This is a genomic window from Zhongshania aquimaris (assembly GCF_019312595.1).
GTDB classification, from domain to species: Bacteria; Pseudomonadota; Gammaproteobacteria; order Pseudomonadales; family Spongiibacteraceae; genus Spongiibacter; species Spongiibacter aquimaris.
Genome location: NZ_JAHWDQ010000001.1, coordinates 817,848 through 837,811, shown reverse-complemented (window position 1 = coordinate 837,811; position 19,964 = coordinate 817,848). Strand labels below are relative to the sequence as shown.

The 19,964-nt window shown below is 49.0% G+C and carries 15 protein-coding genes; 8 read left to right on the top strand and 7 right to left on the bottom strand.

Annotated elements, in window-relative coordinates:
* Positions 1 to 38: 38 nt before the first annotated feature.
* The gene (locus KXJ70_RS03855) at positions 39 to 905 is read right to left on the bottom strand and encodes a sterol desaturase family protein (RefSeq protein ID WP_219042127.1); all 867 of its coding nucleotides are present in this window, start codon (positions 903 to 905) and stop codon (positions 39 to 41) included.
* 87 nt (positions 906 to 992) lie between these two features.
* On the opposite strand from KXJ70_RS03855, the gene KXJ70_RS03850 reads away from it, so the two are divergent.
* Positions 993 to 1,901 (top strand): LysR substrate-binding domain-containing protein, encoded by a 909-nt coding sequence (locus KXJ70_RS03850; protein WP_219042126.1) that lies wholly within the window; start codon positions 993 to 995, stop codon positions 1,899 to 1,901.
* A gap of 33 nt (positions 1,902 to 1,934) precedes the next feature.
* Here the strand turns inward: KXJ70_RS03850 and KXJ70_RS03845 are convergent, their stop codons facing one another.
* From KXJ70_RS03845 to KXJ70_RS03830, 4 genes are all read right to left on the bottom strand, one after another.
* A complete protein-coding gene (locus KXJ70_RS03845; RefSeq protein ID WP_219042125.1) occupies positions 1,935 to 4,298 on the bottom strand; it encodes a TonB-dependent receptor in 2,364 nt (787 codons plus the stop codon).
* 278 nt (positions 4,299 to 4,576) lie between these two features.
* On the bottom strand, positions 4,577 to 5,110 hold the full coding sequence (locus tag KXJ70_RS03840; RefSeq protein ID WP_219042124.1) for a DUF1254 domain-containing protein: 534 nt from the start codon (positions 5,108 to 5,110) through the stop codon (positions 4,577 to 4,579).
* The gene (locus KXJ70_RS03835; protein ID WP_219042123.1) at positions 5,107 to 5,679 is read right to left on the bottom strand and encodes a DUF1214 domain-containing protein; all 573 of its coding nucleotides are present in this window, start codon (positions 5,677 to 5,679) and stop codon (positions 5,107 to 5,109) included. The genes KXJ70_RS03840 and KXJ70_RS03835 overlap by 4 nt, the downstream gene beginning before the upstream one ends.
* A gap of 412 nt (positions 5,680 to 6,091) precedes the next feature.
* Positions 6,092 to 7,651, bottom strand: coding sequence for a tetratricopeptide repeat-containing sulfotransferase family protein (locus KXJ70_RS03830; protein ID WP_219042122.1), 1,560 nt, complete (start codon positions 7,649 to 7,651; stop codon positions 6,092 to 6,094).
* A gap of 321 nt (positions 7,652 to 7,972) precedes the next feature.
* Here KXJ70_RS03830 and KXJ70_RS03825 point away from each other — a divergent pair, with 321 nt between their 5' ends.
* The 5 genes from KXJ70_RS03825 (at position 7,973) to KXJ70_RS03805 (ending at position 13,427) form a co-directional block, all read left to right on the top strand.
* On the top strand, positions 7,973 to 9,037 hold the full coding sequence (locus KXJ70_RS03825) for a 3-ketosteroid-9-alpha-monooxygenase, oxygenase component (protein WP_219042121.1): 1,065 nt from the start codon (positions 7,973 to 7,975) through the stop codon (positions 9,035 to 9,037).
* Between the two features lie 29 nt (positions 9,038 to 9,066).
* Positions 9,067 to 9,978: a VOC family protein gene (locus KXJ70_RS03820; protein ID WP_219042120.1), complete on the top strand. Its 912-nt coding sequence runs from the start codon at positions 9,067 to 9,069 to the stop codon at positions 9,976 to 9,978.
* Positions 9,979 to 10,086: 108 nt separating this feature from the next.
* Complete coding sequence (locus KXJ70_RS03815) at positions 10,087 to 11,271, top strand: acyl-CoA dehydrogenase family protein (RefSeq protein WP_219042119.1); 1,185 nt, start codon at positions 10,087 to 10,089, stop codon at positions 11,269 to 11,271.
* Between the two features lie 181 nt (positions 11,272 to 11,452).
* A complete protein-coding gene (gene pyk / locus KXJ70_RS03810; RefSeq protein ID WP_219042118.1) occupies positions 11,453 to 12,874 on the top strand; it encodes a pyruvate kinase in 1,422 nt (473 codons plus the stop codon).
* Positions 12,875 to 12,974: 100 nt separating this feature from the next.
* Positions 12,975 to 13,427 carry a DUF1294 domain-containing protein gene (locus tag KXJ70_RS03805; RefSeq protein WP_219042117.1) on the top strand — a complete coding sequence of 151 codons (453 nt, stop codon included), beginning with the start codon at positions 12,975 to 12,977 and terminating at the stop codon, positions 13,425 to 13,427.
* A gap of 42 nt (positions 13,428 to 13,469) precedes the next feature.
* Here KXJ70_RS03805 and KXJ70_RS03800 read toward each other — a convergent pair whose 3' ends face one another.
* Both KXJ70_RS03800 and KXJ70_RS03795 read right to left on the bottom strand, forming a co-directional pair.
* The gene (locus KXJ70_RS03800) at positions 13,470 to 16,166 is read right to left on the bottom strand and encodes a winged helix-turn-helix domain-containing protein (protein WP_219042116.1); all 2,697 of its coding nucleotides are present in this window, start codon (positions 16,164 to 16,166) and stop codon (positions 13,470 to 13,472) included.
* Between the two features lie 136 nt (positions 16,167 to 16,302).
* Positions 16,303 to 17,316: an NADP-dependent oxidoreductase gene (locus KXJ70_RS03795; RefSeq protein ID WP_219042115.1), complete on the bottom strand. Its 1,014-nt coding sequence runs from the start codon at positions 17,314 to 17,316 to the stop codon at positions 16,303 to 16,305.
* Between the two features lie 301 nt (positions 17,317 to 17,617).
* Between KXJ70_RS03795 and KXJ70_RS03790 the strand changes: the two genes are divergently transcribed.
* Positions 17,618 to 19,558, top strand: coding sequence for a hydantoinase/oxoprolinase family protein (locus KXJ70_RS03790; RefSeq protein WP_219042114.1), 1,941 nt, complete (start codon positions 17,618 to 17,620; stop codon positions 19,556 to 19,558).
* A gap of 12 nt (positions 19,559 to 19,570) precedes the next feature.
* Positions 19,571 to 19,951, top strand: coding sequence for an acetone carboxylase subunit gamma (locus KXJ70_RS03785; protein ID WP_219042113.1), 381 nt, complete (start codon positions 19,571 to 19,573; stop codon positions 19,949 to 19,951).
* The last annotated feature ends 13 nt before the right edge of the window (positions 19,952 to 19,964 follow it).

The following is a 19,964-nucleotide window of genomic DNA, read 5'->3' as shown; positions in this document are numbered from 1 at the left end:
TCGTTATTGTGGAAAGATAATTTGCGGTCTAATTGTTATTAACTTTTTCTGAGTGGCCGGTAAAAGTAACGATAGAGCACACTATTTTCTTCTTTTTCGTTTTTTCGCCAGCCGTAAATTTTTGGGCGTTCAAATTCAATCGCAAGCTTTTTCCACAGTAGCCAATCATACAGTGCCAACATATTTTGAAGATTACAGGCGGATGTTGGACTGCGGCTATGATGGTGATGGTGCTGGGTAGGAAAGGTCAAAATATGGCATAGCGCATACATGGTTTTGGAAACCACGGGGTTGCGGTGATTTAGTAATTTTAGATCGTAGTCTAGATTGGCGTGGGTATGTATTCCCCAGATGCTTTTTATGGCGGTGCCAATGGCCCACACATGGAATAGGCCAAGATAGAGGCATAGATAGCCAAACCAGTAATTGGGCAAGGTGAAGGCCCAGCCCCAGCCGACTACGATGGTTTGGCTGACGCCCAATTCACCGCGATTGTCGGCGCCGCCGTGTAAATGATGGGTTCGGTGGGTAACTTTATACCAGCGTTGTAGTTTGGCCAGTATGGGATTATTCGGGGTGCGCGCGTGGGAAAAATTATGCACCCAGCCGTGCAAAAGTTCGTCAATCAAAATAAAGCCGATAACGCCAGCTATTAGATAGCGGTCGTCTAGCCATGCTAAAACGCCTGCATGTTCTGGCATCAATAAGGTGAACAGGCCAAAGCTGCTTAGTATGAGTAGTGGTCTTTCTACAAAATGCAGCCACGTCACAGCGATGCCTAGCATCTGCCAGTCTTTGCCGGTTTTTTTACCCGCTTTGGTTGCGCCTTTTGCCCATTCGTAGAGAATGAAAAAGGCAATTACCCCCAGCGAATAAGTGGTGTAGCCGTTTGATACGTTTTCCATCTAGTAATGCGTGCTCGGTATGAGATGGTGGGACCTTACGCAATTTGTTAATATTAGTACAATTCAATAATAGTATAAGTAATATGCATGAAACTTAATTTACGTTCGGTTGACCTGAATCTACTCACCATCTTCGATGCCATCATGACCCACGGTCAGATGTCTAAGGCGGCGGCGCAGTTACATATGACCCAGCCCGCCACTAGCCACGCCTTAAAACGTTTGCGCCTAACCTTTGATGACGAGCTATTTATTCGCACCCGTAATGGCATGAAGCCCACGGTTAGGGCGATTGAAATCGCAGGCCCGATTCAAGAGGTCTTGTTAAAAATACAGGACACGCTGGATTCCAATAGACATTTCGAACCAACAGAGTCAGACAGAGTATTTAAAATTGCCTTTGGTCGTTACGGCGAGCTGAGCCTACTTCCGAGTATTCTCGAAAAGGTGAATCAGGTGAAAACCGGCATCAGTATTTACTCCCATTTGGATGATCAGGAAACTGGGCTGGAGTCACTTAAGGAGGGCAAGATCGATTTCTGCTTCGATTTTATTTCTCCGCAAGATAAGCGATTAGATTATTGCGAATTTAAGCCGGAAGAAATTGTGGTTATCGCCCGTCATGATCATCCCCGTTTGGGCGGAAAGTCGTCGATCAGCAACAAGCAGTTTTTTGAAGAAAAACACATTGTGATGAGTTTTGGCAGCGACCGTCGCGAGCTGCTTCAACAGTTTATGGAAGAGCAGGGCGGCACCCGTAAGATACTTACCGAGGTTAATCAGTATATAGCCGTGCCGACGGTGGTAATGCAGTCCGACGGCATCGCTATTGTTCCGCGGCCTATGGCTGAGTTCTTTCTTTACAAAAACAAGCTGAAAATATTTAAGCTGCCCCTTGGTTTGCCGTCGCTACCCATTTATTTAATTTGGCATCGGGCAATGAGCCAAGACAAGGGCCACCGCTGGTTGAAATCGCTGATTATGGAGTGTGTGTAAGCGGTAGCTTTTTTCGTCACCGCTAGGTCTTGTTTAATAGGTGTAGCGAGCCGTTAAACCAAGCGACCTCGGCTGGTTTGTAAATGCCTGATACGAACCGACCGGAGAGTTAACCCGCGAATCAATGGTGGTAAATATATTGGCCGGGGCGACTTGGTCGATATGCACTTCGTCGGTGATGTTTCTTCCCCAGAGCGCGATATCTATATTGGCGGTTCGCCAGCCTAGGCGAAGGTTTAGTGTGTCTGAGGCGGGCTGATCAAACCGAGGGTCTAGCGCAGAACTTGCGTTCGCCTCGCCAGTGTAGGCGTAGTCCAATCGAGAATAGAGATCGCCACTGGCTAAAGGATAGCGCCAATTCAGTGCTATGTTGCCCTTAAGCTTGGTTGCGGACGCGAGCTCCTCGCCATCCAGGCTACATTGCCCTAAGTCGTTGTCCGGTTCGCGGCCGTAGAAGCATTGACCGCCGTCATAGCTGTCAAAAATAGTATCGATGTAAGCGAAGTTGATCGTCGTCGATAGGTTTTCTGTGAAGATGACAGTTGAATCGACTTCTATGCCGTCCACGGTGACTAGGTCAGCATTATTTATTATGAACACCAATCCTGCAAAACTGGCGTTTTGAAAGTTCTTATACTCGGTGTGAAAAATTGAGGCGTTGATCCGCGCTCGGCGATCCAAGAATTCAGTTTTGGCACCTAATTCAAAGTTGATAACTTCCTCTTCACCGAAGGGGCGCATATCGTCGGTGGCTGTGCCATTTTGTAAGCTGAAGCCGCCTGCTTTAAAGCCCGTAGAAATTACCCCGTAAAACATGGTGTCTGCGTTGACGAAGTAGCTGGTAGACAAAGAACCGGTGATCGCATCGAAACTCTTCGATTGATTGAAATTATTACCATCGGGGGTGACCATGCAAATAAGATTGGTATTTAAAGGCGGAATGCATCCAAGTGCGGATAGCTCTGCGGTTTGATTAACTACGCCGGTTTTATCTTCATAGGAATAGCGCAGGCCAAACGCCGCCTTCCACGCGTCGCTAAACTCGTAATCTAGTTTGGTGAATATACCAAAACTGTCGGTGTTCTGAGTGATGTAGTAGTCGCCGCGATCACCCTCAACGCCGAGTAGTGGCAGCGGTAACATGGCGAGATTAGGCGGCAGGAGGCCTCTAGTTAACAATTCGCCGGCGACTGCACCGCCGTAGGCTTCAATATCTTTTTGGGCGATGAATTCAGGCAGTGATTTATCGCCGCGACGGAATTCGTTGGTATATAAAAACACGCCGCCGAGCCAGCTGAATGGGCTGTTAGTATCTGATGCGATTCGGAATTCCTGAGAATAGGATTCACCTGCTTGGCGATCCTTAAAATCGGCTAGCAGCAAACTGGCCTGTTCAACATCGTCTAAAAACGTTAAGCCGTCGTAGTCATCGTAACTACTGATCGACGTTAGGGAGTAGCCATCGCCACTGTATTCCATTGTGAAAATAACATCGTTGGAATCGCCAATATAACCACTGCCTTCGCTGTATTCGATTAGTCGATCTGAAGGATCATTTGGTATTGTTAGATTGGCACCCGCGTTGCTTAAGATTCTCTGCGTGGCGTCACTTAGAAACACGTCGCCGGTGGTCGTGTTCATGTCTTTGTCTGCGTAACCGACGATTAGGCGCGCGTAAAGTGACTCGCTGAAATCCATTCGCAGTTGGCCGCGAATAGCGTAGCCATTTAGGCCCTCACTTTTCGGCCCCGCGACATTATCAATTAATTCGCTTCGACCGGTATCGACCAGGCTGAGGCGTCCTGCAATTGAATCGGTAAAAGGACCGCTAATATAAGCTTTAATCTGTTTTAAATTATCGCTACCGAAGCTCACTTCGGCCATCGCTTCAAAGTTTTCTGTCGGGCCTTGGGTTGCGACGCTGATCACCCCAGCGGTGACGTTTTTACCGTGCAAGGTACTTTGCGGGCCTTTCAAAACCTCTACGGAACTCACGTCTACTAGGTCGCCCATCCCGATACCCGAACGGGATCGAAAGGCGCCATCAATAAATAGACCGGTGGCGGGCTCAAAATTTGGGATATTACCTGCATTGCCAATGTTGCGAATTCTGAAGGTGGTCGCTAGGGGGCTGATATTGGTAAGCACGATTAGCGACGGCACCTGCGCGGCAATATCGCTAATGTCGTTAAAACCAATATCGGCAAGCTGATCTGCTGTTAATGCGGATACAGACACAGGAACGGTCTGCATATCTTCTGCGCGTTTTTGCGCAGTGACAATCACCTCCTCGAGCTGTGCGGCATAGGTCAACTCTACTGGCGCGAGAACGGCGGCGCTGACGCTAAATATAAGTGGTCTTATGGTCGAGCGAATGGAGTAATTTTTGTTATTCATATTGTGTTCCGGGGTAGACGCCCACAAGCGCGCGAAGCTTATAATTTTTATGTTGACCTGACTTTCTACGCTGAACGCTATCACATTGAGGACAGAAGTAAAGTAATGACACTGCTTATGCTAATAGTTACCATCTTTCGATGGTAACTTCCGTAGGCATCTTAGTTTGCTATGACAACGGGTTTTGCCTGATCGCAAAGCTAAGATTAAGGCCGCGAATAGCTGCATATCTTGAGCTAAGGTTAAGCTGCTCCGCTCTTCGGAACTAACGCCTTGGATTATGTTGAATGGTATGGAACACAGATAACTTCTCGACGCGCTGCGTCCGCTTTGGGCCAGTCAGCATTCGATGTAATGACTCGCCGCCAAAGAATTAAGCCCCTGTCGCTTGGGACTTTCACTGCAATGGCGCCTGCAGGCGGAGTGACGTCGGTGTCCTCGTTAGATAGGAGCACCGTGGCGACATCTCCTGTAACAGCACGATCATTGATCGCGAAAACGTTGTCGGTATTGTTTGCAAACACAGATAGCGATGAGTAGGTTTCAGACGTGTTTAATGTTGCTAACACGGGGCCATCGCTAAGATCGTAGGCGCAAATTGCATAGGCAAGATCTGGCGCTGGGCGAACAATCTTCCGAGAATTAGAAGTAATACGGTCTGGTAGGTATAGCTGGTTGACGCCGTTGGCCTCGGAGCTGATTTTGAACACAATGAGTGTCATTAATGCCCTTGGTAAAATGAATATGGCTACCAAGTGAGTGACACCCGCTATTACCGCTATTGATAGTATCCAGCGAACTGCGCGTTTCATTGGCAGTTCTCCCGCAGAATGTTGGGAAGGTTGGCGGCGGCTGGTGCCTCATAAACACGGCTGCTGGGATTGTACAGACGCAGCGTTAAAGAGTATTCGCCAGCGGCGCGACTAGATATCCAGTTTTTAGGCTGTGGCTTCGCCGATACCATAATCTCAAAATGTCCATCGTCGTCACGCTCAACCGTTGTTTTGGCAATGGATAAGGCGTTGTCGTCGTTTTGGGGTAGATAATGATCGTCAGCGTAGGCAGTTAAGCTCCACCAGCGGGCGTCAGGATCTTTCCCTAGTATGCGGTAAGTGCAGTTTTCTTGTAATTGGTTTCCGCTGTTGTCTTCAAAGGCGGTGTAGTAGAGCGTTTCTTGCTTGGATAAGGCCAGTAAACCACCGACGGCTATTCCGGCCCGTTGATACATTCCCGCATCGGCCGCCCCGGTGGTCAATAGTGTTCGCCATGGGCCATTGCGCACTGACGACAAATCTAGCTGGTGTTTTAGCATCAGGCTGGCAGACCAAGCGCCAATCGCTATTCCGAGACCAAACGTGACGGTAATGTTAAGAACTCGCATAGTTTATTTTATTATCGCAAGTGAGTTTTGAATGTGTTTATTTAACCTAGTTCATTGTGAACAGGTAATCTGTAAGCCGCTTATTTTCCGTTATAGTGCGCAAGATAGTACACAAATAAGTCGCCGGCAGCTTACTTTTTGTCGTAATTGGATTTTAATTTTCGACGCGACTGCGTTAAAAATTAGCGGGCTAAGTGCAATATTATTTCTCGTCTGGCATCAACTTAATAAGTAATGTCATCGGCGTTTTTATAGCAAGTACTAGAAGATAGGAATCCATACGCAACGTGTTGAGAGTATGGTTTCAATGTGGAAAACATTTGGGCTTTATATGGCATGGTATTTGATGCGCGCGGTGTAAAGTACGTTTGCGATTAATTATTGTTTCTATTATTGAGCTTCTTGCAAGACCTTACTCTATCTCGCCGAGTGCAATAAGACGCTGATACATAGGCTGAAGTTGCTGTTCAAACTTTTTCCATTGATCTACGCGGCTGGTGTTTATGGGCGATCTAACCTGGGTTGCGGAGGTAGTTCTCACAGGCCTGGGGTTGTTGAAAAAATGCAGGCAGTTTTCTTCCCATGGTAAGTCGAGAAAGTGCAGTAGCGCTTTTACGGTGGCTTCGTAATCGCTGATCAGTGTTTCGTATTCTAGGAAGAACACCTTGTCGGGCAGTGCGCTTTGCCAGTAGCGATACAACTCGCTGGCGGCCTGGTAGGTGTCGGCTAATTCTTCTTGATCGTAGGTGTATCGCAGTCCGTCAGCAAAATACTGGCGATAGCAGCCCCACAAATTATCCATCGGCGCGCGTCGGCAAAAGATGATTTTCGCCTCGGGGTTGGCAAGGTGGATGAGTCCCAATGCTTTATAGTTTTGTAAATTTTTGTCTGTGAAAAATGGTGTGCCGTGTAGCTCACTCGTCATTGACTGGTAGTTGTCACCGATGGTTTTCCAGTCGGCCGGGCTTAAGTCATTGGCCCACAGGGGGAAGGGCTTATCTATTTTCTTTTGCCGCAATACGGCGGCTGTGGCCCGCTGCAGAGCGACTAATTCGTCACCGGCGGTGACCATGGAATGAGTCGATATAATTTGTTCTACCAAGGTGGTGCCGCTGCGTGGCAAGCCGCAAATAAAGATTGGGCTGGCTTTTTTAGTCTCTCTTGGCAGTGGTGTTTGCTTTAGCAGCTCTTGGCTAAAGTGCTTCGGAATATCGCGGGTCTGTTGTATTTCATCGGCGTGATGATATTCGAGTAAGCCGCGTTTTAATTTTGCGCCCTGTTCGATATGGCTAAATTGCTTTTGGGTGTCGCCTTGAAATTCATAAGCGCGGGCTAGGGCGTAGTGAATGCGCGCTTTATTGTGAGCCGTGACTGCGGGCCTGCTCACTACCGCTTCCATGCTTTTTAGTTCTTCGGTATTGATGTCTCGCAGTAAATCAGATCTATTCCAATAGGCGTAGCCGTCCAGTGGCGAGAGGCGCACGCAGCGATTAAAGCTGTCTAAGGCCTCGGCCATATTTCCCATTTCTTTGAGTATCACGCCGCGTTGATTCAAGGCGCTGGTGTTTGCTGGTGCTAAACGCAAAGCCTTGTCGATAGCTTGCAAAGCCTTGTCGTGTTGGCCTAGCAACCTGAGTGCGGTTGTTTGAAATAGAAGCGTAGTGAGGTCGCGAGGCTTGCTACTTAAATACTGCTCGGTGGCGGTGAGCAGCCCGCTGTAGTCGCCGGCCTCGACGAGCCCTTTAAATAGTAAATGCCAGGCGCGTGTGAGTTGCGGAATTTGAGTGAGTAGTTGCCGGCACAGCACGATGACTACCGGCCATTTTCCGTCATTGCCTAGTTGGTTGGCGAAGTTGAGCGCTTGCGCTGCGGGCATTTTATTGTTGCCGGAGCGGCCGGGAAGGCTAATGGCGACGTCTTTTCGTTCGTGCTTGTCGACAGATGGTTTACTCGAGCCTTTTTTACTTGCCATTGGTGACCATATTTAAGTGGGAATAAATGCAGATATGTTTTCGCGGCTTAGTCTTTTTACAGTTAAAGCGGCGCTTGCTAACAGATCGAAGGTTTATTGTAACGGCTGGCCATAGCTGGCGATACCGGCGAATGGGTTTTTTAAATTCCGCGTCAGATTTGCTTCTCAGGGCTTGTCTTTTTAGTAAAAAAATTAATAAAAACAGTGCGTTATGGATTGAGTGCAGCTCGTCTAAACGGAGGATGGTGTGGCTGGGGGGCATGTGTGAGAATTTTTCACCATGCAGAACCCTTATAAAAACGAGTTGGAAGGAGAGAAACAATGAGTCAGGTAGCGCAAGTGCCGCGCCAGCCGCATATTATTGAGGCAGCGGAATTACCCGATCGCTATGCCCGCGGTTGGTACTGTCTCGGTCTGGCGAGCGATTATACAAGTACGCCGGTCAAACTCAATTATTTTGGTACGCGTTTGGTTGCCTATCGCGGCGACGATGGCGAGATTCATATCCTGGACGGCTACTGTCCACATATGGGTGCCGATCTCAGTGAAGGTTGTGTAGAGGGTAGCTCAATTCGCTGTCCTTTCCACGCTTGGCGCTGGGGTGCAGACGGTGTTTGTGACGATATTCCCTATGCTAAGCGTATTCCGGCGAAAGCGGTTATCCGCTCTTACCCGACCTTAGAAGAAAATCATTTGCTGTTTATGTGGTTTGACCCCGAAGGTAATCCACCGATTGAAGAGCAGCGTCCGCCACGTATCGACGATGTATTCAGTGACGATTGGACGATCTGGCAGATGGATTTGATGACCATCAACACCAATGCCCGCGAATTGATCGACAATATGGCCGATGTTGCGCATTTTGGTCCGATTCATGGTGCACCGATTACCGAGTTCAAAAATATAGTCTATAAACATACTTATCGGCAGGAATTAACCGGTGGCTCCGAGTTGCTGGCAGAAGATGGCGCTCTGAGTTCCGAGGCGACCTACTACGGCCCCGCCTATATGAATACCTATATGACCGGGCAGGCTGGTGGTGTGGACATCGCGTCTCGTTTGCTGGTGACGCATGTGCCTATTAATCACGGCAGTTTCGATTTGCGATTCGGTGTGGCGGTGAAGAAAATCGCCGGTATGACAGAAGAGCAGAACGAGGAAATGGCGCGTGAATATGTACAGCAAAACCGCACCGCATTTTTCCAGGACGTTCATATTTGGCATACTAAAACACGGGTAGATAATCCGGTCTTGTGCGATGGTGATGGCCCAATTACGCGTTTGCGTCAGTGGTATAACCAGTTTTATGTCGATGTTGCCGAGGTTCCGCAAGCGTTCAACGAGAAGCGTGAATACGTTGTGGATTATGCGCTTCGAAATACCTGATTAATTTAGTGTAAAAACAGGAAGTAGTAATGGATGTTCGCAGCTTAGCTTACGTAGTGATTGAATCGACAGAGCCACAGCAATGGCTAGACTACGGTACAAATATATTGGGCTTGATGGTTGCACCAACAATGCCTCAAGACGGCAATGTGTATTTGAAATTGGATTCGCGGCCTTATCGCTTTGCGATTGTAAAGTCAGACCAGAACCGTCTAGCTCGCTGTGGCTGGGAGCTGGCAGACGAGGCGGGATTTAATGATGCCAAAGCCGAGTTGACAACGGCGGGTGTGGCCTTCGAAGAGGCGTCTGCGGCAGATGCACAAGCGCGTCGTGTTCGTGGCTTGATTCGCTTGCAAGATCCCTCAGGGAATGGTCTTGAGTTATTTTGGGGTGGCGAGTTGGACTACGCTAAGTTTATCTCGCCAAAAGGGATATCGGGTTTTGAAACCGGCTTTAACGGCGATATGGGGCTTGGCCACGCAGTTCTGCCAGCGGCAAAACTGAAGGAAACCCATGCCTTTTATAAAGAGCTGCTGGGCTTCGGTGACAGTGACTATATGCACTTTAAATTTTCGCCGGACCCCGATGACCCGGGCCAGGGCTTAAACTTCATGCATGTGAACAACCCCCGTCACCACAGCTTGGCCTTGTATGAAGATCCGGCTAATCCCGTAGGCTGCGTGCATTTAATGTTAGAGGTCACTGAGGTCGATGAGGTGGGTTACTGCTTGGATCGAGTTCAAGAAGCTGAGATACCCATAATATCGACCTTGGGTCGTCACACCAACGACAATATGTTGTCGTTTTATATGGCTACCCCGTCTGGCTTTGCCATGGAGTTTGGCACCGACGGGTTGCAAATGGATTGGGAGGGATTCACCCCGACGGTCACCAGTCTGCCAAGTTTGTGGGGCCATAAATTTTCCATGCCAGACGCGTAATTCTGCGCGGCTTTTTGCGGCGAGTAGTCGCATCGGTTTAGGTCGTGGTTTGACTATTTAAAGTTTGATAGTCATCTCGCCATTAAGAATGTGTACAGGAGAAGTGCGATGAGCGTAGCGCAAGCTAAAAGTGACACCAAGGTATTGTCAGTACCAGAGATGATGGCTGCCATAAAAGACATGCAACCGCGTTTGCGGGAGCGGGCGGCGGAAACCAAGGCGCTGCGCAAGGTGCCGCAAGCCTCTATCGACGAATTGCAGGAAATTGGCTTTTTCCTAGCCCTGCAGCCAAAGCGCTACGGCGGCTTAGAGCTTTCGCCACAAGACTTCTTCCGTATGCAAATTGCATTGGCAGAGGGTTGTATGTCAACGGCGTGGGCAAGCGGTATTATCGCCGTTCACGCATTTCAAATTGCCGTTATGGATGACCGTGCTCAGCAAACCATCTGGGGCGACAGTATCCACACACGCGTCTCGTCATCGTATGCGCCTATGGGTAAGGTCACGGTGGTTGATGGTGGCTTTAAGCTTAGCGGTCGCTGGGGTTGGTCGAGCGGTAGTGACCACTGCACGTGGGCTTTGCTTGGCGCTATTATTCCCGGTGACGGCTATCGTACTTTCTTAGTGCCAAAGGGTGACTACGAGATTATTGATACCTGGCAGTCTATGGGTTTGGAAGGCACCGGCAGCAATGATATTGCGGTCAATGATGTGTTTGTACCAGATTACATGACCCATAAACAAACTGACGGCTTTGCCTGCACAAATCCGGGCCAAGCGGTGAACACCGCGCCACTATACCAACTGCCGTGGGCGCAAACCTTTATTCGCGTGGTGTGTACGCCTGCGATCGGTGCCTGCAAAGCGGCAGTCGATCTCTATAAGCACGCCGTACTGAATAAGGCGAGCGGCGACCCGACCAAGCTGGCGGGCGACACCCAAGTGCAGGAGCGTATTGCTGGTGCATTAAATGGCATAGATGAGATGGAAGCGCTGCTGTTCCGCAATTTCGATGCGATGATGGCGCTGGTGGAAGCCGGCAAACCGGTTCCTGTTGAGGATCGTGTTCGCTATCGCTACCACGCCTCGCTGGTTATTACGAAAAGCATCGACATCATTGACTCATTATTTGAAGTGGCTGGCGGTCAGTCGGTGTTCTTGGGTAGCGAAATCCAGCAGCGCTTTTTGGATATTCACACTGCCAGGGCGCATGTGGCCAATAACCCAACCAGCTTTGCGCGCAATCTAGGTGGTTTGGGATTGGGCATGGATAACGGTGACTTCTTCGTTTAAGCCATCCTGTTTTAAATGAAAACCCGGCACAGCCGGGTTTTTTTATGTTCAAAATTTGTACGGCGTTAGTGTTTGAAATTAATAAATCATAAAAACTACACATTTGCTTAGTCGCTGTCTGTTGGATAGAGGTGTAACATAGGGTTTTTTATCACTATTTATTTAAAGGATAGCGCCATTCATGCGAAGAACTAAGATTGTGGCCACGGTCGGACCTGCTTGTGATTCAAGAGAAATGCTCGCAGAAATGATTAGCGCTGGTGTGAATGTCTTCCGCTTAAATTTTTCACATGGCACCGCAGCTGAGCACGCGGATCGTGCAGCCTTAATTCGTGAATTGGCGCTTGAAGCGGGTTGCTATGTTGGTTTATTAGGTGATTTGCAGGGGCCAAAGATTCGTTTGCGCAAGTTGGCTGTCGACCCAGTTGAGCTTAAAAAAGGCACCGAGCTGATTTTAGATACCGAACTAGCCGATGGCGAAGGCGATGCAGGTCATATTGGGGTAGATTACGAGCCCTTGGCGCGCTCGGTCAGTGCCGGCGATGTTTTGCTATTAGATGACGGTCGTCTGCGTTTAAGCGTGGATAAGGTCGTGGGCGAAAAAGTCTATTGCCGATCTGAAAGCGTGGGTAAATTGCATTCTCGCAAAGGCATTAACCGTTTAGGTGGCGGCCTGTCGGCGCCGGCCTTAACTGAAAAAGACATGGAAGATATCAAACTTGCCGCGCAAATTGGCCTCGACTTTATTGCCGTGTCCTTCCCCAGCAGCGCCGAAGATATTGAGGATGCGCGAGTTAAGTTAGAAGCCGCTGGCTGTTTTGCCCATATCATCGGCAAAATCGAGCGGGCCGAAGCCGTTGCCAGCGACGAGCATCTCGACGCGCTTATTCGTGCTTGTGACGGTGTGATGGTGGCACGCGGTGATCTTGGTGTGGAGATTGGCGATGCGAGTTTAATTGGCTTGCAAAAGCATATTATCAAGCGTGCGCGGGTGCTTAATCGCCCAGTCATTACGGCGACCCAAATGATGGAGTCGATGGTGAGTAGTCCCGTTCCGACCCGCGCCGAAGTATTTGATGTGGCCAATGCGGTCCTCGATGGCACCGATGCCGTCATGCTATCCGCAGAAACCGCATCCGGGCTTTATCCAGTTGAAACAGTCAAGGCGATGGCCCGCAACTGCGAAGGCGCTGAACTTTACCCCTCGGCGCGCAAATCCAGCTATCGACTTGAGCGCAAATTTGAGTCAGTCGAAGAAACCTTGGCGATGAGCGCAGTCTATGCCGCCAATCATCAGCTTGGTGTAAAGGCGATCGTCTCAATGACCGAGACGGGCAGAACCGTATTGCTGATGTCGCGGTTGACCTCCGGTATTCCGATTTTCGCCTTTAGCCGCAACCCCGCGACTTGCAATCGGGTAAGTCTATATCGTGGCGTTTACGCTATTGCCAGCCCAGCAGCAGGTATAGAAATTGATGGCTGCGTAAATGCAATTAAAGATCGTGGGCATGTGGTAAGTGACGATTTGATTCTAGGCACTACCGGTGATCAAGTGGGTGTCGACGGTCACACCAATACCTTAAAAATTGTCAGGGTGAGCTAAGGTTGTCGCGCTGATTAATGAGTGATTTAAGGCTCCAGTATTGGGGCCTTTTTTATGGCTACTATATTGTAGTGCCGTGATTCTACCTTGAGTTTTAGCGATGAAAAGCGTCAATACTATTATCTGCTTATTGATTTTATGTTTGGGAATGTCGTACTACCTTGCGTATACACCGCTCCTGCTTAGTGCGTATATTCTGATCATCAGTTTATGTTGCTATTTTTATTACGCTAAAGATAAGAAGGCCGCGATGACTGGTGCTTGGCGCGTGCCAGAAAATACCTTGCATCTACTAGCCTTGTGCGGGGGTTGGCCCGGCGCCTTATATGCGCAGCAACGTCTTAGACACAAAACCCAAAAGACATCGTTTCGAATTGTGCTTTTTCTAAGCGTGTTAGCAAATTGTAGTGGCGTAGTCTTATTGCATTCGCACGATGGGCAGAAGCTTCTGCGCGTAGCGATGAACAGCGTAGATAGTGCGCTTATTCGTTATGTTGATTCAGACAGGGCCAGATTGCCATTATTGTTTATCACAAGACTTCGAACGCGCTAGTGCAATACCTATCAAGCTATCTTTCGTGTAATGAACAGCAAGCTAAATAAGCCCGTGTTTGCTTGCGCTACTGATCGCCTGGGTGCGAGTGCTAACGCCAAGTTTGTGAAAAATATTTTTTAAATGAAATTTGACGGTGTTTTCTGAAACGAAGAGGCTGCGCGCAATATTTTTATTGGTTTCCCCCTTGGCGAGTAGGGACAGGATTTGCATTTCTCGTGAAGTAAGTGCTTCCGGTAGTTCGGTCTGAGGGCTGGTGATATTGTCGCGTTCCTCACATTGACCCAGTAGATTGGTAATATAGCGATTAAGCGTACTTGACCAACTTCCGTTTAAGCGCGCTTTGAGAAGACTGATTACCTTTGGTCCTTCATCTAAAACACTGCGAATGACGCCGTATTCAGCTGCCAAGGTCAGCGCAATTTTTAGTTCGCTAGAGGATTTTTCTGCATTACCTTCATTGCTCTCCAAAATGGCATTGAGCAAGTGAAGCTTTATTTCCCGCGCGATTAGATTGTGGTCTTGGGCTCTTTGAATCGCCAGTTTGAGTTTGCTTCGGGTGTCTTGCAGCGGCTTAGTGTGCACTTCTAAACGTATTCTACTTAAGGTCGCGTCTTCTATAGCGTCGGCAAAACTTAGAAACGAGGGTGTGCTTAATTCTGGTGCCGGGTAGCCCAAGGTTGCGGCTATTGATAGGGCTTGTTGACTATTTTCGGCTAGCAAAGCTCGGCGGACGTTTTCCCATGCGCAGAGACGAACAATCCTCGGCCAGTTTGCGCTGATGGCAATATCTTCCAGTGTGTCTAGTAGCTTTCTGGCTTTGTTTGGCTCCCCTTTGGCGTCGTAGATTCGGATCATAGGCAGGTACGCCGCTGACACAAAGTCGGGAAGCAATCCGGTATTTATTTCCTGATGATACTGTTCAAAAACTTCTACCGCGGTGTCGAAGTCATTATTTTCGTAGAGCGGGAATAAGCAGCAGCAGACCGCCGATGTTGCTGCGTAGGACTCTTCAATATTAAGACCTTTGGCTTTTAATATTGAAATACTGCGTTCGTAGGCGTCGTTGATATTGCCCTGTAGGTAGCTGCTGATAATAGTTAAGCCAGTGTTGTAGCCGGCTAAAAATGGCGCGCTATCACCGTGGTTGTGATTGCGGCCAACCGCAATATGATATCGCGCGGCAGCAAAATTGCCGTATGCAATGCGGCGGCACGCTTGAATGTTGGCCGCCGCACCCAGTTCAAAGGCCCAGAAACCTCTGGCTTCATGATTTTCGGTATTGATATCTGCGACGTTGGCAAAGGCGTGGTCAAGATGATCTAGCGCCATTTCAACGACGGCCATTGTTATTTGCCGTTCAATTGCAAATTGCTCGTCTAGCGCTTGCTCGCCAAGTTTTTTAAGTACGTCGAGGTAGGGGAGTACTTTCGCTCTGCGCCGCAGAAACGTCAGTGCCCATGTTATTTTAACAATCAGTCTGGGGTGCTGAAAAATATGTGCCAAAGGAATTTTATCGGCCCAGCGCTCTACAGAATGCAAGCAGGCATTGGTGATTTGATCGGTTGCCCAGATGTCCATCGCGGTGGTGGCAAGATTAAAATCCTGGGCTGCCACGGCGTGAAATAAGGCATCTTCATATAGCTGGTGCTCTAAAAACCACGTGGCAGCTTTACTATGTATTTGACTGCAGCGCGCGGGGTGGCGTTTTCTAACCAGCTCTTGCAAATAGTGCGCAAAAAGTCGGTGGAACTGGAACCAGTAGCGTTCATTGTCGATATTGTTGAGGAAAAGCCCCTGGCGTTCTAGCTGCTCTAGAATGTCCTGGCTATCTTTTCGCCCAGTGATCTCTTCGCATAGTGGTGCGCACAATTTGGGTAATAGCGAGCAAGTTAGTAAGAATTCCTGCACATCGGATGCTTGCTGCTGTAGTACATTACTCGCTAGGTATTCTGTGATCTGGAATGGTGTGTAGGATTCTAGATTATTCAGAGACTCTTTCACGCTTCGTTTTGCCAGTGTAAGTCTGAATAGTTGCAGGGCTGCCGCCCAACCTTCTGATCGACTATATATGATCGCGAGGTCTTCATCGCTAAGGCATAACTGTTGTTCTTTTTGAAAGAATTCCTTTGCCTCCTGGAGAGAAAACTTAATTTCTGCGAAACGAAGCAACTCTAATCGCTGCTGGACCTGAAGTTCGGTTAGTCCAATTTTTGGCAGCGAGCGTGAACCAATAAATACTTTGACAGAGTTGGGCAAATTGCTAAGTATATTTCTGAAGAGGTGTTCAATTTCAGGCTCGTCGATGAACTGAAAATCATCGAAGAATAAATGTATGTCAGCACCTATTTCGGCAAGCCGATTATTGAAGCGCTCTGCTCGGCCTTTCGGTAGAGAGTTTTCCTTAAGGGTTTTACTGTGTTTTGCCTCTTGGCTTTCTTCAAGGTCGCTTATTATTTTGTCGAGGTGGAGTAACAGCCGATGTAAATCATTGTCGGCCTCATCTAGTTTAAGCCACGCAGTCAGTTTTCCTGCGTCTTTGCTGAGATTAAGGATTTGCTTCAGAAGGGTGGTTTTGCCATGTCCAGCTGGCGCTTGAATAACTACGCATTGGATTGCGCCAAGCTCACTAATTCGGGTCAATAGCTCCTGGCGGAGAACCTGCTTTTGCTCTCCTAGTGGGGCTTGGAACTTGTGATGCGATAGCCCAAGGTCTGAAGTATTACTGCTAGTGAGCATAATTATTATCGTTGCTTGCCAAAATTGGCTGAGGACCAATGAGTGTGCTTATCGTATAAGCTACTCACCTAGTCTACTTGTTTTATTTTGGCCGTGCACGGTGGGTGGCTGTCACTGGCATTTTTGCTAAGTGAGTTTACAGCTTAACGAGAACTTTGCCGTTGTTTTCGCCGGTGTATAGACTCTGCAGCGCAGTCGAGGCGTGCTCTATTCCCTGATGACTGTGCAGTTTAAATTTTATTGACCCATCTTGTATCCACTGAGCTAAATAGCGCTGCATGGCCGGAAACTCTGCCGCGTGGTCGAGTATGACGAATCCTTCTATTTTTAGCCGCTTCATAATGCTGTTGTGAAACATATATGGCCCAGGAACATTTTGCGCAGAATTATACATGGAGATAAGACCGCAAATTACCACACGACCATTGTTGTTCATTAGCTTTAGGCAGCTGTCCAAAATACTGCCGCCAACATTTTCAAATTGAATGTCTATGCCATTTGGGCAGGCCTGCCGAAGGGCGTCCTCAATGTTGGCGTCGCGGTAGTTTATTGCGGCGTCAAAACCTAATTCTTCGACTAAATACCGGCACTTGGCATCGCTGCCTGCGGTCCCGACGACATGGCATCTGCTAAGCTTGGCGATCTGTCCTGCCAGGCAGCCGACAGCGCCAGAGGCGGCGGTGACCACCACTGTTTCACCCGGTCTGGGATGCGCAATATTAAGCAGGCCGTGGTAGGCCGTGGGGCCCGCGATGCTCATTACGCCAAATGCCAGGTCTAGCGGCATGTCTTTTGGTGCGACAAACGCTTGCACCGCGTTGGCGTCCAGTATTGAGTACTCTGCCCACTCTGTCAGTGAGCTTACTAGTTGTCCTTCTTGATATAAGCGGCTGTTGGATTTAACAATCTGGCAAAGTCCAAAGCCTCTCATGCTGTCGCCCAGGCTTATTGGCTCCATATATAGCTCTTCACGCTCGCCCAGCCAAAGGCGGTTGGTTGCATCCATCGACAGTATTAGATTTTTGACAAGCAACTGGCCCTCTTCTAGGGGAGGTAATTCTCGTTGCTGAAGGCTGAAAGTGCTGTCGTTGATGTTCGCTTCTGGACGATTATCGAAGCGCCAGAACTGGCTGTGCGAAGGGCTGGTCATCATTATTTCCTAATTTCTATTTATATGTTTTTTGTTCAAGTGCCGCCCACGCTTATGTGATTCGTATTGTAGCTAGGTGGCGCAAGCGCTTGATGCATCCCTAATTTGTACCCTAAACCCTGGCTTGATTCATCTACCCATGTGGGTAGTGCTAGCTGGGCGCGTTCTTTGCCAATAATAGCGTGATTCTCCTAGTGAACACGCCCATCGCTGAATAAAAATAACTGCTCGTTTGGGTAGTTGGCGCAGGGCGACTCGACGGAGAGAATGCAACACATAAATAGATAAGAAGAGATCTGGCATGGGAAAACTTATCAACATTGATAACGGCGGCACGCTTACTGATATTTGGGTATTGGACGGCGATAACTCGTATCACACCAAGACAATCACTACTCCTTTTGATTTGAGTAAGTGCTTTTTCGAAGGCCTTAAGAAGATTTCAGAGGATATCTATGGTCATGAAGATTTGCGCGCGCTGCTGCAATCTACTGATCACATAAGATACAGCACCACGCAGGGAACCAATGCTCTGGTTGAGCGCAAAGGGCCTTCGCTGGGCTTGCTGCTGAATACTAGCGACAATAACTGGTGCCGCGAAGACGATCATCAAGCGTCTTTATACGCCGATCTTTTGGGCGCTCGAGTCGCAGTGCTCGATACGACGCTCGCCCCTGAGGATTACCATAAGGCGCTGACTGAGGCGGTAGGGCAGCTAGCGGCTGATGGCGCGAGTCGAATTGTGGTTGCCTATACAGGCGATGCGTATGTCGAGCAGGAGCGGGCATTGCACAGGATGATGTTGCGCTTGTTTCCTCGTCATCTTCTGGGCTCCGTGCCGGTATTGTATTCCAATGCCTTGTGTCGGCACGCAAATCCAAATGTCCGTTTGTGGACCGCCCTGTTCAATGCATTTCTGCATCCAGCGATGGAGCGTTTCCTCTACAACACCGAAAGTGAATTGAGTCACTTTCGTACCCGAAATCCCTTGCTTGTCTATCGAAATGACGGTTATTCCGGTCGAGTTGCAAAAACAATTGCATTGAAAACATACAGCTCAGGTCCCCGTGGCGGCGCTGAGGGTGCCTTGGCATATAGCAATTATTACGACTACCGGCGTGTGATTACGGTGGATGTTGGTGGCACTACCACTGATATCGGTTTGATCGAAGATGGCAAGATTGTCGATAGTCGCCTCGGTTTAATCGAGGGTGTGCGCTGCAGCGACCCGCTGGCGGAAATTGTCAGTGTCGGCGTTGGCGGTGGCTCAATAATTCGAGCTGAAGGCGGCGAAATTAGAGTTGGCCCCGAGTCGGTGGGTGGAGCGCCTGGCCCTGCCTGCTTTGGTATGGGGGGCGATAAAGCAACAATTACTGATGCCTTGCTGGTACTTGGCTTGCTCGACCCCAAAACGTATTTCGGCGGCAAATTGGCGCTTAAGTATGACAAGGCGGAAGCCGCCATTCTTCGTCATGTCGCCGAGCCGTTGTCTCTCAGTCTGGAGCAAGCGTGTACGCAAATGCTAGACGCGTGGGCGGGAAAAATCGCCGATGGCATTCGTGAGTACACCACGATTACCGACGATACCGTATTAATGGCATTTGGTGGTGGTGGGCCGATGGGTGTCGCCGCAGTCGCCAAAAGCGCCGGGATCGCTACGGTGCTAATTCCACGCTTATCGGCGGTATTTAGCGCCCACGGCATCGGCTTTAGCGATATTGCTCATCAGGCAACTGAGGCAGTAAGCGATGTGAATAGTGGCACGATTGCCGAGGCCTATGAGCGACTTAAAGATCGTGTTTTGCGTGATATGGGCACGGAAGGCTACAGCGCAGAGCAGTGCGAATTAGAGGTGTGGTATGAGCTTGCAGGTGAGTGCCATGAGTTGGCGGTGGGTAGTGATGGTGAGTTTGTTTGTGCGGAGGTACAAGGCGACAACGTCCTTCTAAGCGTGCGCGCAGTCCGACGCATAAGCCACGCGAGACTAGCCCCGAAAGTCCATTTGGAATCCAGTGAACCGAAGGTGTTTTCTGATCGAGCATTGATTGGTCCGGGCGGTGAGTCTGAGCGCGTACCAGTATTTCGTGTCGAGGATCAAATTGCGGGTGCGGCGGGTATCGGGCCGGTGGTTTTGGAAGAAGCGTTTTGGACCTGCAGCGTACCGCGCGGTTGGGGATTTGAGTTTACCGCAAATCGCGACATTGTATTAAGTGCCACAAGCCACCGAGCGATTTCAGAATAAGGAGAAATAATAATGAAGGTGTTAGCGACGGAATATTTGCGTGTCGATCTTCAAAAAGAGATGTGGGAATGCGATAGGTGCGATCACGTTTTAGGATCGGCAAGAGAGAATTATAAGCGTTTTTTACTCATTCATGATCGTAACCCCCGAGAGGTGCATCACCCATTGCTCGATCCAGAGCGGTATCGGTTTTGTTTTTCTCCGGATCCCGAAGTGTGCGTGATATATGAGTTTTACTGTCCCAATTGCGGCTTGATGATGGACGTTGAATACACCGTCCCCGGCCACGCACCGCTTCATGACTTGGAACTTGATATCGACTCCTTGAAAGAGAAGTGGAGCGGATCTGACTTGCAAGCCAATTCAGCGACTACCGCTGCGTTTCGATCTTAGTTGGAGGCACAAT